At 69.2% G+C, this 13604-nt stretch carries 10 protein-coding genes and 1 tRNA gene; 2 read left to right on the top strand and 9 right to left on the bottom strand.

What is annotated here, in order from left to right; translation table 11 throughout:
• Position 1: 1 nt before the first annotated feature.
• Together ACFWHT_RS13145 and ACFWHT_RS13140 are read left to right on the top strand one after the other, a co-directional pair.
• Entirely contained in the window at positions 2-1159 is a 1158-nt protein-coding gene (locus ACFWHT_RS13145; protein ID WP_378829221.1) for a mandelate racemase/muconate lactonizing enzyme family protein, read from the top strand.
• Positions 1160-1311: 152 nt separating this feature from the next.
• Positions 1312-2970: an Ig-like domain-containing protein gene (locus tag ACFWHT_RS13140; protein ID WP_378829219.1), complete on the top strand. Its 1659-nt coding sequence runs from the start codon at positions 1312-1314 to the stop codon at positions 2968-2970.
• Between the two features lie 61 nt (positions 2971-3031).
• Here the strand turns inward: ACFWHT_RS13140 and ACFWHT_RS13135 are convergent, their stop codons facing one another.
• The 9 genes from ACFWHT_RS13135 to ACFWHT_RS13095 form a co-directional block, all read right to left on the bottom strand.
• On the bottom strand, positions 3032-3919 hold the full coding sequence (locus ACFWHT_RS13135) for a rhodanese-related sulfurtransferase (RefSeq protein ID WP_378829217.1): 888 nt from the start codon (positions 3917-3919) through the stop codon (positions 3032-3034).
• A gap of 72 nt (positions 3920-3991) precedes the next feature.
• Positions 3992-4076 (bottom strand) — tRNA-Ser (locus tag ACFWHT_RS13130).
• 56 nt (positions 4077-4132) lie between these two features.
• On the bottom strand, positions 4133-5386 hold the full coding sequence (locus ACFWHT_RS13125; protein ID WP_378829214.1) for a GNAT family N-acetyltransferase: 1254 nt from the start codon (positions 5384-5386) through the stop codon (positions 4133-4135).
• A gap of 37 nt (positions 5387-5423) precedes the next feature.
• Entirely contained in the window at positions 5424-6653 is a 1230-nt protein-coding gene (locus ACFWHT_RS13120) for a multidrug effflux MFS transporter (RefSeq protein ID WP_378829496.1), read from the bottom strand.
• Positions 6654-6885: 232 nt separating this feature from the next.
• The gene (locus ACFWHT_RS13115; protein ID WP_378829212.1) at positions 6886-8043 is read right to left on the bottom strand and encodes a cystathionine gamma-synthase; all 1158 of its coding nucleotides are present in this window, start codon (positions 8041-8043) and stop codon (positions 6886-6888) included.
• 104 nt (positions 8044-8147) lie between these two features.
• Positions 8148-9542, bottom strand: coding sequence for a cystathionine beta-synthase (locus ACFWHT_RS13110; protein ID WP_378829210.1), 1395 nt, complete (start codon positions 9540-9542; stop codon positions 8148-8150).
• Positions 9543-9646: 104 nt separating this feature from the next.
• Positions 9647-10615: a carbohydrate ABC transporter permease gene (locus tag ACFWHT_RS13105; RefSeq protein WP_378829208.1), complete on the bottom strand. Its 969-nt coding sequence runs from the start codon at positions 10613-10615 to the stop codon at positions 9647-9649.
• Complete coding sequence (locus tag ACFWHT_RS13100) at positions 10615-11958, bottom strand: carbohydrate ABC transporter permease (RefSeq protein WP_378829206.1); 1344 nt, start codon at positions 11956-11958, stop codon at positions 10615-10617. The genes ACFWHT_RS13105 and ACFWHT_RS13100 overlap by 1 nt, the downstream gene beginning before the upstream one ends.
• Before the next feature lie 144 nt (positions 11959-12102).
• On the bottom strand, positions 12103-13431 hold the full coding sequence (locus tag ACFWHT_RS13095) for an ABC transporter substrate-binding protein (protein WP_378829203.1): 1329 nt from the start codon (positions 13429-13431) through the stop codon (positions 12103-12105).
• Positions 13432-13604 lie beyond the last annotated feature (173 nt).

The following is a 13604-nucleotide window of genomic DNA, read 5'->3' as shown; positions in this document are numbered from 1 at the left end:
GATGCCCGACATCCCCCTGCGCCGGACAGTCATCGACCGGATCGAGACCTTCGCGGTCCGGCTGCCGACGAAAGGCGCCTTCTCGATCGCCGGCGGCACTGTGACGGCGGCCGGCGAGTCCACCACCCGCGTGCTCGTGAAGGTCAGCGCGGGCGATCACGTCGGCTGGGGGGAGGCGACTCCGACCCCGGCGTGGACGTATGAGACCACCGAGACGATCGTGTCCACCATCGACCGGTATCTCGCCCCTGCGATCATCGGGCTGCCCGCATGGGACCTCGACTCCGTGCATGCGAGGTTCGACCGCGCCATCAACCGCGGTATCAGCATCGGCTCGCCGATCGCGAAGGGCGCGGTGGACATCGCCCTGCACGATCTCATCGGCCGCGCGCTGGGCGTGTCCGTCGGCGTCCTCTGGGGTCAGCGTCGATGCGACACCGTCCAGCTGGGATGGATCGTCAACGCCGACGACCCCCAGCAGGCGGCGGATGCCATCGCTGCCGGCCGCGAGGCGGGCTACGACGCGTTCAAGATGAAGGTCGGGATCCGCGAGCCGTCCACGGACCTCGCCGTGGTCCGTGCCGCTCGGGAGCATGCTCCGCAGTCGCAGCTGTGGATCGACGGCAACCAAGGCTTCACGCTCGACGGTGCGCTGCGGCTCGCACGCGGGATGACCGAGCTGGACGTCGTCGCGTTCGAGCAGCCTCTGCCCGCGAATGCTCTGCCCGCGCTCGGTCGACTGCGCGCGGCCTCGCCCGTGCCGATCGCGCTGGATGAGAGCCTTCGCCACCCCAGCGACCTCATCACCGCGATCCAGCTGGATGCGGTCGACATCGCGGTGGCCAAGGTGCAGCGCAGCGCCGGGCTGCACCTCTCGCGGCGCATGGCGCAGACGGCGGAGGACGCCGGCTTGACGATCATGGGCAGCGGACTGACCGACACCGAGCTCGGTTTCGCCGCGTCGCTGCACCTCTTCTCGGCCTTCGGGATCGGCACCGCAGTCGATCTCAACGGACGGCAGTTCGTTGAATCCGAGTACGTCTCCGGTGCGCCGATCCAGGTGCGCGACGGGATCGCCTCGGTGCCCAGCGGGCCGGGCCTCGGTGTCGACGTCGACGAGTCGACCGTGCGCGCCCGTGCCTACGATCCCTTCGGATGAGATTCATTCCGTCATCGACATGAAGCATTGACTTCCGCGGCGCGAGCGGGCGAAGGTATCGATCGCCGGGGATCTCCGGACCGCGCCGCCGGGAGCACCGGCGCGACGGCGCGGACTTCACGCCGCCGGTGCCGCTCGAGGAAGAGGAAGACATGAGACACCGGCGATGGCGCTGGCTGACCGCAGTGACCGCATTGCTCGCACTCACGGTGAGCGGCCTGGCCCCGACAGCGGCCTCAGGCGCCGCCGACGACTCGCCCTGGGTGAGCATCGACGATCCGCTGGAAGGGAGCACGCTGCCCGGTGACACCCTCACCGTCTCCGGCCGGTACCACCGGGTGGACAGGATCGAGCTCGTCGTCGGTGCGCAGCAGATCCTCCCCACCGATGTCGACGCGTCGGCGGGCACGTGGAGCGCCGACGTCGACCTGTCGGCGACGCACGGAGACCTGGAGCTCGTCGTGCGCGGCCGCGATCTGGACACGCTGTACACGACCTGGTCCCCAGCCGTCCGCGTGCAGGTGGACAACCGCCGCGCCGCGGTGCCGGTCGTCTCCATCGTCTCCCCCGACGAAGGATCCGTCGGCGGCAAGCACGTCTCGGTGAGCGTGCGGGTCGACAGTCCTACGCCTGTGCGGCGGGTCGAGGTCGCGATCAACGGCCAGCACTGGCGCGTCGCCGCGCGGGATCCGCACACCGGGCTGTACCGCGTGAAGATCAACGCTCGCGAGTGGCTCGGCGATTTCGCTGCGATCCGGGCGCGTGCGACCACGCGGGCGGGCATGACCGGCGAGTCACCCTCCACGTACGTCGCACTGGGCGGTGCGAGCGCGCAGCAGCCCATCGCGACGAGTCAGGATCGCGCGATCTGGATCTGGGAGCGCGCGTCCTACGCCGTGGTGTTCGACGAGACCGAGCGGGACAAGCTCGGCGCCGTCATGGACGACACCGCCACGTTCGACTCCGACCCGATCCGCACCATCTACCTCGGCGTGGATCGCTACCGCGACACCGACATGCTGCGCGACAGTCGTGCAGAGGTCGCCCGGTTCGTCCGCTGGGCCAAGGACCGCGGCTATCAGGTGCAGGCGACCATCGCCGGCGGCACGCGGCCTCCCTACTTCGGGGCCCTCGAGCAGTACGAGCACTTCGCGGTCGCCGAGATGGAGAAGGTGCTGGACTACAACCTCGCGGTGCCTTCCGACGCCCGCTTCGACGGCGTGAATGTGGACATCGAGCCGTACATCCTGCCGCAGTGGAAGGAACCGGGCACGACCCTGCCGACCCGATGGCTCGAGGTGCTGGACGCGCTCATCCAGCGGCGCGACGCCTCGGGTCAGCCGCTGCTGTTCGGGCCGGCCGTCCCGCGCTGGCTGGACACTTCGGCCTGCTGCACCCAGGTGACCTGGAACGGGACGACCAAACCTCTCAGCGACCACGTCCAGGACATGACGGACTACATCGCGATCATGGACTACCGCGACTCCGCTGACGGCGGCGCGGGCATCATCGCGCAGGCCCAGCATGAGATCGAGTATGCGCAGCGGATCGGCAAGCCGAACTCGGTGGTGGTCGGTGTGGAGACGAAGGACCTCACCGGCGGAGGCGATCCGGAGACGGTGACCTTCTACGAGGAGGGGCGGACCCACATGGAGGGCGAGCTGAAGAAGGTGTACGCCGCATTCGCCGACAGCCCGGCCTTCGCCGGCGTCGCGATGCACCACTTCGACTCTCTCGTCTCTCTCCCGTCGGTGTGGGGCGACGACGCGGTCTGGTACCCGATCGACCGCTCGACCATCCCGAAGGGATGACGTTCAGGCATCCCGCGCCCGCATCCGAGCGGCTGCATCGGCGCGGGATGCCTGCGGACGTTCACGCGTGGGCGGGGCACGCCACGCGGTCGCACTCCGCACAGACGACGAGCTGCCGACGGCACGACTCGTCGGGGCAGTTCGCGGTGCGGCTGGTGGGTGCGCCGCATCCGGCGCACCGGCCGATGATCGCCGCGTGGTCGGAGAAGTCGACGGATCCGCGCTTGTCGAAGACGTACAGCGAACCCTCCCAGAGTCCGTCGTCGCCGTAGGTCTCGCCGTAGCGGGCGATTCCGCCGTCGAGCTGATAGACCTCGCCGAAGCCGCGCGAGAGCATCAGGCTCGAGAGGACCTCGCAGCGGATGCCGCCGGTGCAGTACGTGACCACCGGTCTGCCCTTGAGGTCGTCGTACGCGCCCTCGTCGAGCAGGCGCACGAAATCGCGCGTGGTCTCGGTGCCGGGGACGATCGCGTCGCGGAAGCGACCGATCTCTGCCTCCAGGGCGTTGCGTCCGTCGAAGAAGACCACCTCGTCACCGCGCTGCGCCATCAGTGCGTGCAGCTGCTCGGGGCTCAGTCTCTCGCCGCCTCCGACCACGCCGTCGGCGTCCACCCGCAGCTCGCCCGGAGCGCCGAAGGACACGATCTCCTCGCGCACCTTCACGCTGAGCTTCGGGAAATCGACGCTGAGGCCCTCGGCGTCGATGCCCGTGCCCTCGCTCCATTTGATGTCGGCGCCGCGGAACGCCGGGTAGTCGCGGAAGCGACGCACCCACTTCTTCACCGCGGGGAGATCGCCGCCGAGCGTGCCGTTGATGCCGTGCTCGGAGATGAGGATCCGACCACGCAGTTTCAGCCCCTCGCAGAGGTCGCGCTGCCACAGTCGGATCGCGTCCGGATCCGGCAGCGGTGCGAAGGCGTAGAACAGCACGATCTTGGGGGTGGGCACCACGAGATTCTACGTGGCTCGCGGGCCCAGACGATCGAAGGCCCCCGCGATGCGGAGGCCTTCAATCTTCGGCGGTGACGGCGGGATTCGAACCCGCGGTTGCTTGCACAACACACGCTTTCCAAGCGTGCTCCTTCGGCCGCTCGGACACGTCACCAGGAAACAACCTGTCCATCCTATCCGATGCTCCGGCACCCAGCGGACAGCGCGGCCTCAGTCGAAGCGGATGCCGTAGGTCGTGGTGTCGGGGGTCGTCTCGAGCAGGCTCATGCCGACGCGCTCGTAGAAGGCGCCGGCGGCCGCGTTGGCGGAGTTCATACTCAGGTGCAGACCGCGGACACCGCGCCGGCGGAGCTCGTCGAAGAGCGTCTCGATGAGCCGGCGACCCAGCCCCTGGCCCTGGGTCTCCGGCAGCAGATCGATGTGCAGGTGCGCGGGGTGATCGGCCGAGTGCCGCGTCAGACCGGGGCCGCGCCGGGACGCGAGACCGATCAGGGCATCCTGCCTGCTCGGCTCGGAACCGCCCGAAAGGCGGTAGCGGTCGCCCACCGCCGGCCACCATTCGTCACGGAACCACGCCTCGAATGCGTCGGTGTCATCGGTCCCGACGACATAGCCGATCGTGCGTCCGTCGGCCGATTCCACCACCCAGGCGAGATCGGGATGGCGCTGCACGTACGGCGCGGCGAAGAGGTCACCCCACAGGCGGTCGTCGGCGAGGATGCCAGTGGCGTCGCGGCCCACGTCCGCGGTTCGCAGGCACACGTCGTACACGGCCTCGCGGTCGGAGGGGCGGTAGGGCCGGATGCGGGACACGGCGGACTTCTCCTTCACCGCCGCCGCTGCGGATGCGGTGGCGCTCCTCCAGCCTAGCGACGCCCACCGGCCCAGCAGCGCTGCGACCAGCACCGCGGCCCCCGTGCCGACCAGGGCCCCGCCGACGGTGTCGGTGAGCCAGTGCACGCTGAGGACTGTTCGCGACAGCGCCATGGCGAGGATCCACGTGAATCCGGCGACGGCCACCCACCGTCGGCGGAAGACCAAGAAGAGCAGCACGGCGACGGTCGCGGCGTTCGCCGTATGCCCGGAGGGGAATGAACCGTGATCCGACGCGACGAGCAGGTCCTCCGGACGCGCACGGCCGAAGACCTCCTTCAGCAGCTGAGTCAGCCCGACGCTCAGCAGCAGCGCGAGGGCCGCATACACGGCGGCGCGCCACCGTCCGAGCGCCGCGAGCAGCACCAGGATGGCGGCCGGCACGAGGAAGGTCGCCACCCACCCGCCGCCGATCACGTTGAGCGCATGCGCCACGGCCAGCATCCACGGCTGGCGGATCTGCGCCATCAGACGGTTCCAGCCCGGGTCGAGCCCGTCCACCGGGTCTCCCACGGCGACGACCAGCCAGCCCAGCAGCACGGCCGCCGCCACGAGGGCGGCTCCGGCGATCAGCATCCGGGTCCTGGTCATCGTCCCATTCTGCCGGCACGCTCGCCGCGCGGCACGCTCAGGGGGCGAGCATGGCGACCGTGCGCGGGCGCACGACCAGCCACAGCGCGAGAATCGCGATCACCGCGCACCCGACCATCACGACGGCCATGGTCGTGGCGGTGATGCCCGAGCCGGCGGAGATCAGACCGACCGCCGGGGAGATGATCGCAGCGACGCCGTTGTTGCATGCCCCCAGCACGGATGCCGCGGTGCCGGCCGCCTTGCCGTGCCGATCGAGGGCCAGCACCTGCACGCACGGGAACGTGAAGCCGCACGCCGTCATGAACAACCACAGCGGGATGACGGTGCCCCAGAAGCCCGCGCCCGCCTGATCGCACACGATGATGGTGGCGCCGGCGAGCAGCAGCAGTCCGGTGGAGAACGCCATCACCCACTGCGGACCGAAGCGGGCCGCCAGGCGGGAGGCGGCCTGCACACCCCCGACGACGCCCAGCGAGTTCACCGCGAAGAGCAGCCCGTACGCCTGCGGGTCGAGTCCATGGGTCTGCTGGAACAGGAACGGCGAGGCCGACAGGTAGGAGAACAGGCCCGAGAACGTCATGCCGCCGATGATCAGCACGCCCACGAACACCCGGTCGGAGAACACGCTGCGGTAGCGCTGCAGCACGGTGCTCGACCCGCGCTCCTGCCGACGCGCCTTCGGCAGCGTCTCGGGCAGCAGCACGATCGCTGCCAGCAGCATGACGGCGCCGTAGGCGGCCAGCACGACGAAGATGCCCCGCCACGGCATCACGGTCAGCAGGCCGGAGCCGATGATCGGTGCGACCACGGGCGCGACGCCCGACACGAGCGCGAGCCGGGAGAGCATCACGACCAGACGGCGCCCGCCGAACAGGTCCCGCACGATCGCCATCGCGACCACGCCTCCCGCCGCCGCACCGATGCCCATCACCACGCGAGCGGCACCCAGCAGCACCAGGTCGGGCGCGATCGCGGCCGCGACGCTGGCCACCACGTGCAGCGCGGTGACCGTGATGAGCGGCATCCGGCGGCCGACCTTGTCGCTCAGCGGCCCGACGACGAGCTGCCCGATGGCGAACCCGATCATGGTGCCGGTGAGCGTGAGCTGGATCATCGCCGCTGAGGTGGCGAAGTCCGCCTCCAGCTGCGGGAAGGCGGGGAGATACAGGTCGATCGTGAACGGCCCGAGGGCGGTCAGCGCGCCCAGCAGGATGATGTACAGCACGCGCCGTCCCGCGGGGATCGCATCCCCGGGGTGCAGCATGATCGGCGCGGTCGCCGGGTTCGCGCCGATCGCGCGGATGGCACCGGTCGGCGTGGAGGTGCGGATGGTTCCGGTGATGGCTCGGATGCTGCCGGTGGGAGTGCGTTCGTCGGTCACGCGGGACTTTCGAGAGAGGGCGGATGCGGACGCCGAAACGTTTCGACGAGGGAATCCGTCCATGTTACTCCCCGCCTCGGCGCCGCGCGGACGAGGCCCGCGCCCGCAGCGGCGGTCAGGACATGGCGATGCGCGCGAGCCCCTCCTCCAGATCGCCGATCAGGTCGGAGACGTCTTCGATGCCGACCGACAGGCGCACCACGTTCTCGGGCACGGCCAGCGCGGTACCGCGCACCGACGCGTGCGTCATCTCGGGCGGGTAGCCGATCAGCGACTCCACGCCGCCCAGCGACTCCGCGAGCTGGAACAGCGTGGTCGACTCGGCGAGCGCGCGAGCGGCTTGCGGTCCGGCGGCGAGGCCGAGCGAGAGCATCCCGCCGAACCCGCTCATCTGCCGCGCGGCGATGTCGTGGCCGGGGTGCGAGTGCAGGCCCGGGTAGAAGACCTCCGAGAACTCGGGGCGGCCAGACGCCCACTCAGCGATCGCGAGAGCGTTCTCGCTGTGCTGACGCACCCGGACCGAGAGCGTCTTGATACCGCGGGTGGTCAGCCAGGCGTCCAGTGGAGCGGAGACGGCGCCGACGGCGAACTGCTGGAACGCGACCGCCTCGGCGAAGCGGTCGTCTCCGAGCACCACGGCGCCGCCGAGCACGTCGGAGTGGCCGCCCAGATACTTGGTCGTGGAGTGCACCACCACGTCGGCGCCCAGCGCGAGCGGCTGCTGCAGCGCGGGCGACGCGAAGGTGTTGTCCACCACCAGCACCGCACCGGCCGTGTGGGCGATGTCGGCCAGCGCTGCGATGTCGACGATCTTCAGCAGCGGGTTGCTGGGCGTCTCCAGCCAGACGACCTTCGTCTGGGGCCGCAGCGCGGAGCGCACCGTCTGCGCATCCCGCAAGTCGACCGTGGTGGTCTCGATGCCCCACGGAGCCAGCACCCGGGTGAGCAGACGATACGTGCCGCCGTACACGTCGTTGCCGAGCAGCACGTGGTCGCCGGGGCGCAGGATGCCTCGCAGCAGCGCGTCTTCGGCGGCGAGCCCCGACGAGAACGACAGCGCCGAGGCGCCGCCCTCCAGAGCCGCGAGCTGGGTCTCCAGCGACGAGCGGGTGGGGTTTCCCGCGCGGTTGTACTCGTATCCCTCGCGGAAGCCGCCGATGCCGTCCTGCACGTGCGTGGACGCCTGATAGATCGGCGGGATGATGGCGCCCGTGGTCGGGTCGGGGGCCTGTCCGGCATGGATGGCGCGGGTGGCGAAGGCACGGTCGGTCATGGCTCTCCTCTGCTGCGGCGGTTCCCCCACGGTACGCCCGGGGCCGCCCGCGAGAGGCATCCTGTTACGTCGGGAGACGATGCCCCGGCGCCGGCGCCCCGGCGTCAGCGCGCGAGGTAGCCGAGCAGGTCCTGGCGCGTGAGCACCGTGTGGGGCCGGCCGTCGGCCGTGACGAGCAGGGCATCCGCATCCGCCAGAGCCTCGCGCGCCTGCGCGACGGAGGCGTGGATGCCGATCAGCGGCAGCCGCTCCCCGACGTGGGCGCCGACGGCGTCGCCAGGCTTCGCCTCGCCCCGGAACAGCAGGTCGAGCAGTCCCTTCTCGTCCACGGCGCCGACCACCTCGCCCATCATCACGGGCGGCTCCGCGCTGAGCACGGGCAGCTGCGACACGTCGTACTCCGCCATGATGCCGATCGCCTCGAGGACGGTCTCGTCCGGGTGCGTGTGCACGAGTGGAGGGATGCTGCGTCCGGTGCGCTGTCTCTGCCGAATGATCGTGTCGCGTGCCGCGAGCACATCGGCCACGGTCTCCTCGGCCTCGACGTCGCTGAATCCGTAGGAGCGCATCCAGGAGTCGTTGAAGATCTTGCCGAGGTACCCGCGTCCGCCGTCCGGCAGCAGCACGACCATCACGGCATCCGCCGGCAGCGCGCGTGCCACGCGCAGCGCACCGACGACGGCCATCCCGCTGGATCCGCCGACCAGGATCCCCTCCTCGCGCGCCAGCCGCCGGGCCATCGCGAACGCGTCGGCGTCCGTGACAGCGACGATCTCGTGCGGCACCTGCGGGTCATAGGCTCCCGGCCAGATGTCCTCTCCCACCCCCTCCACGAGGTAAGGCCGCCCCGTGCCGCCGCTGTAGACGCTGCCCTCCGGGTCGACGCCGATCACACGCACCCGGTCATCCGAGACCTCGCGCAGGAAACGGCCCGTTCCGGTGATCGTCCCGCCCGTTCCGACACCGGCGACGAAGTGCGTCACCTCGCCGTCGGTGTCGCGCCAGATCTCGGGCCCGGTCGTCTCGTAATGACTTCGCGGGCCGTTCGGGTTCTCGTACTGGTCCGGCTTGAAGGCGCCGGGGATCTCGCGTGCGAGCCGGTCGCTCACGCTGTAGTACGACTCGGGGCTGTCGGCGGCGACCGACGTCGGGGTCACCACCACTTCCGCACCGTATGCGCGAAGCACGTCGATCTTGTCCTCACCGACCTTGTCGGGCACGACGAACACGCAGCGGTAGCCGCGCTGCTGCGCCACCAGCGCCAGGCCCACCCCGGTGTTGCCGCTCGTGGGTTCGACGATCGTGCCTCCCGGGCGCAGCGCGCCCGACGCCTCGGCCGCGTCGACGATGCGGGTGGCGATGCGGTCCTTCGCCGAGCCACCCGGGTTCAGGTATTCGAGCTTGACCAGCACGGTGCAGGCGATGCCCTCGGTGACCCGGTTGAGCCTCACCAGGGGCGTGTCGCCGACGAGGTCGACGATGTTCTCGGCATAGCGCATGCGTCTCAGGCTAGACGCGCGAAAGCCGGATGCCGCGACTGTGTCGGCATCCGGCTTTCCTCGCCGAGGCGATCAGCGCACCGTGGAGCTGCGGCCCTGGCCGGTCAGCCCTTCGTCGCGCCGGCCAGCAGGCCGCGCACGAAGAAGCGCTGCAGCGCGAAGAACACGATCAGCGGGACGATGATCGAGATGAAGGTTCCCGCCGACTGCAGGAACCACCGGTTGCCCCAGGTTCCCGACAGCGAGTTCAGCGCCTGCGTGATCGGCAGCGCACCGGGCGAGGCGAAGATGGTCGCGACCAGCAGGTCGTTCCACACCCACAGGAACTGGAAGATGCCGAACGAGGCGATGGCCGGCATCGCCAGCGGCAGGATGATGCGGAAGAACACCTGACCGTGCCCGGCGCCGTCCACGCGCGCCGCCTCGACGATGTCGCCGGGGATCTCCGAGATGAAGTTGTGCAGCATGAACGTCGCCAGCGGCAGCGCGAAGATCGCGTGCGCGATCCAGACGCGGGCGAAGCTGAACTCCACGTCGTTCAGGCTCAGCCCCGGGAACACCTGCACGTCGCCGATGGTGAGGCCGCCGGAGAACAGGCTCAGCAGCGGCACGAGCGCCATCTGCAGCGGCACGATCTGCAGCGCGAACACGAAGACGAAGAGCATGTTGCGGCCCTTGAAGTCGATCCACGCGAAGGCGTACGCGGCCAGTGACGCGATCACGATCGGGAAGACCGTGGCCGGGATCGTGATCGCGAGGGAGTTCACGAACGCGGTGGCCAGGGTGGTCGAGGTCCCGCCCGAGTTCAGCGCCTCGATGTAGTTCTCGAGGGTGAACTCGGGGTTCGTGAACGCCGTCCACCAGCCGGTCGACTGGGTGTCCGCGCCGGGGCGGAACGAGGTGACGAACAGACCGAACGTCGGGATCGTCCAAAAGAAGGCGATGATCACCGCGGCGATCGTCGCGCCCTTCGACGTGAGCTTCTTGTGGGCGATGGCCTCGTTGCGGCGGGTGTCGCGGGCGATCTGCCGCTTGGTGCGGTTGTCGGCGACGACGGCTTGCGTGGCGCTCATCAGCGGATCTCCCTCTGCTTGCTCAGCGACCGGGCGTTGTAGACGATCAGGGGCAGCACGAACAGGAACAGCACCACGGCGAGCGCCGAGGAGTGTCCGTAGCTCTGGAACCGCTGCTGCTGGTTGACCATCTCGAAGCCGAGCACGGTGGTGTCGTCGCGCCCGCCGGTCATCACCGCGACGATGTCGTACACCTTCAGCGAGGCGATCGTGATGGTGGTGAGCACGACGATCAGCGAGGAGCGGATGCCGGGCACGGTCACGTTGGTGAAGCGCTGCCAGGCGTTGGTGCCGTCGAGCTCGGCCGCTTCGAGCTGCTCGGCGGGCACGGCCTTGATGGCTGCGGAGAGGATCACCATCGCGAAGCCGGTCTGTGTCCAGATGAAGACGATCAGCAGCATCAGGGTGTTGATGACGGGCTGCACCGCGAGCCAGTTCACCGGGTCGCCGCCGAACATCGTCACGATGGCGTTCAGCAGGCCGAGCTGGTCGTCCTGGCGGTAGTCGTACATGAACTTCCAGATGATGCCGGCGCCGACGAACGAGATCGCGACGGGCATGAACACCAGCACCTTGAGGATCTTCTCACCGCGCGCCCGATCGATGAAGACCGCGTAGGCGAGGCCGAAGGCCACCGAGATCGTGGGCGCCAGCAGCGCCCAGATGAGCGTGTTGATGACCGATGCCGCACCCACCGGGTTGGTGAACACCCAGATGTAGTTCTCCAGGCCGACGAAGTCGGTGCCCGTCTTGTCGAAGAACGACTTGAAGAAGGTGGAGATCGCCGGGTAGATCAGGCCGAGCAGCAGCATGATCGCCGCCGGGGCCATGAAGAGGACCAGCTGGAACAGGTAGCCCGCACCCTGCCGGGAGCGGTAGTCGGCGAAGAACAGCAGCGCGCCGACCAGGAGGGCGATCGCGACGACGTAGAGCACCGCGTTGGCGTACGGGCGCAGCAGCATGAAGGCGAGCACCGGGATGACCAGGCAGGCCACCAGCCGCATGATGAAGTATCCGCGTCCGGGTCGCGGGGCGTACTCGATGAGCACGAGCACGACGCCGACGACGGCGGCGAACACGAGCAGCACGGCGGGGATCTGCACCAGCGGATGCAGGCCGCCCAGCCACAGGAAGAAGGTGTTCAGCGAGACCGGCCCGAGGGCGATGCGCGCCGGGTCCTCGACAGGAGTCGAGAAGATCAGCAGGAACAGCAGTGCGGCGATGAGCACGAAGCCGACGATCACGACGATGCGGGTGATGGCCCGCCCCTTCGCGTCGACCCCGTGCGTCGTCTGCGGCAGCTCGTCGGTGCGCTGCTGTTCGTCGACAGAGACTAGTGACATGGGTTCCCCTTATGAGTACGGCTCCGGACTCATGCGATCCGGTGGGCCGTCGCCGACGGCCCTTCGTCGATGCGGGTGCGGGGCCGGGCCGTGAGGCCCGACCCCGCACCTGTCAGCGGGTTGCGCTCAGACTAGCGCCACCGGTCAGTTCTCGTAACCGGCCTGGATGTCGCTGAGCACCTGCTCGGTCGCCTTGCCGTCGACCCAGTCGACCATGCCCTTCCAGAACGAGCCCGAGCCCACCGTGGACGGCATGAGGTCGGAGGCGTCGAAGCGGAAGACCGTGGCGTCGTCCTGCATGATGCCCATGGCCTCCTGCAGGAACTCACTGCTGGCGAGGGTGGCATCGGCGTTCTTGTTGGCCGAGATCACGCCGCCGAGCTCCACGCGAGCGTCGGCGAACTCGGGCGATGCCATGAACTCGAGAACCTTGACGGTCGCCTCGTCGTCGTTGAAGGCCGCGACGAACTCGCCGCCGCCCTCGACCTGCAGCTCGCCCTCGGTCATGCCCGGCATGATGAACGCGTAGACGTCACCGTCGGGAGCGACCGTCGGGGTCTCGCCGTCGGCGTTCTTCACGTCGAGGAAGTTGGCCGACAGGAAGGACGCCTGGTGGGTCAGCGCGCAGCTGCCGTCGGCGACCTTGGCCGCGACGTCGGCGAACGCCGTGGAGTTGATGCTCTTCACCCCGCCGAAGCCGGCGTTGACGTAGTTCTCGTCGAGCAGGATGGTGCCGACGGCGTCGAAGGCGCCCTTGATCTCGGGGTCGGTGAACTTCACGTCGCCCGCGATCCAGTCGTCGTACACGTCCGGGCCTGCCTGGCGGAGGACGAGGTCCTCGATCCAGTCGGTGCCCGGCCAGCCGGACGCCGCGTCGGATGCGAAGCCGGCGCACCACGGTGCCTCGCCGGTCTTCTGGCGGATCGTGTCGGTGAGGGCGAGCATGTCGTCCCAGGTCTTGGGAACCTCGACGCCCCACTCCTTGAAGCTCGCCGGGGAGTACCAGACGTAGCCCTTGAGGTTCGCGAGCATCGGTGCCGCGTAGAAGGTGTCGTCGAACGTGCCGTAGCTCTTCCAGTCCTCGGACCAGTTCTCGTCGACGGCCTTCTCCACGCCCTCCGGTGCGGCCTGCACCTTGCCCGTGTCGACGAGCGTCTTGAGCAGACCGGGCTGGGGCACGATCGCGATGTCGGGAGCGTCGCCACCGGTCACCTTGGTGACGATGTTGCCCTCGAAGCTCTTGTCGCCCGTGTACTCGACCTTGATGCCGGTCTCGTCCTCGAAGGCCTCGAAGGACTTGTTGAGGTCGTCGGCCTCGATTCCGGTGATGCCTCCCGAGATGCGGACGGTCGCGCCCTCGGTGCCGCCGCCTCCTCCGCCGGGTTCGGCCTCCGCGCAGCCGGTGAGGGCGAGTGCCGTCGCCCCGACCAGCGCGAGGGGAGCAAGCAGGCGGTATCGCTGTGACAGAGCCATGTGTTTTCTCCTCTTCGGGTGGATCCCGGTCCTCCCCGGCAGCGATCGCCGCGACCGTTGAGGAACCGATTCCAGGACAACCTACTTGCCCCGGGCGCCCCGGCACAATGCCCTCACCGGACAACCTCACAACCGTTGTCCAGACGTGATGAGACGAATGGGAGCGCTCCCAT

This window comes from Microbacterium sp. NPDC058342 (assembly GCF_042723935.1).
Lineage (GTDB): Bacteria > Actinomycetota > Actinomycetes > Actinomycetales > Microbacteriaceae > Microbacterium.
This window is presented reverse-complemented; position numbering and strand designations above follow the sequence as displayed.

Bases quoted from the DNA above. Each gene is read 5' to 3' on its own strand.
- ACFWHT_RS13125 (WP_378829214.1), bottom strand. From the start codon at position 5,386: ATGACCAGGACCCGGATGCTGATCGCCGGAGCCGCCCTCGTGGCGGCG.
- ACFWHT_RS13095 (WP_378829203.1), bottom strand. From the start codon at position 13,431: ATGGCTCTGTCACAGCGATACCGCCTGCTTGCTCCCCTCGCGCTGGTC.
- ACFWHT_RS13140 (WP_378829219.1), top strand. From the start codon at position 1,312: ATGAGACACCGGCGATGGCGCTGGCTGACCGCAGTGACCGCATTGCTC.
- ACFWHT_RS13145 (WP_378829221.1), top strand. From the start codon at position 2: ATGCCCGACATCCCCCTGCGCCGGACAGTCATCGACCGGATCGAGACC.
- ACFWHT_RS13115 (WP_378829212.1), bottom strand. From the start codon at position 8,043: ATGACCGACCGTGCCTTCGCCACCCGCGCCATCCATGCCGGACAGGCC.
- ACFWHT_RS13120 (WP_378829496.1), bottom strand. From the start codon at position 6,653: ATGCTGCACCCCGGGGATGCGATCCCCGCGGGACGGCGCGTGCTGTAC.
- ACFWHT_RS13105 (WP_378829208.1), bottom strand. From the start codon at position 10,615: ATGAGCGCCACGCAAGCCGTCGTCGCCGACAACCGCACCAAGCGGCAG.
- ACFWHT_RS13100 (WP_378829206.1), bottom strand. From the start codon at position 11,958: ATGTCACTAGTCTCTGTCGACGAACAGCAGCGCACCGACGAGCTGCCG.
- ACFWHT_RS13110 (WP_378829210.1), bottom strand. From the start codon at position 9,542: ATGCGCTATGCCGAGAACATCGTCGACCTCGTCGGCGACACGCCCCTG.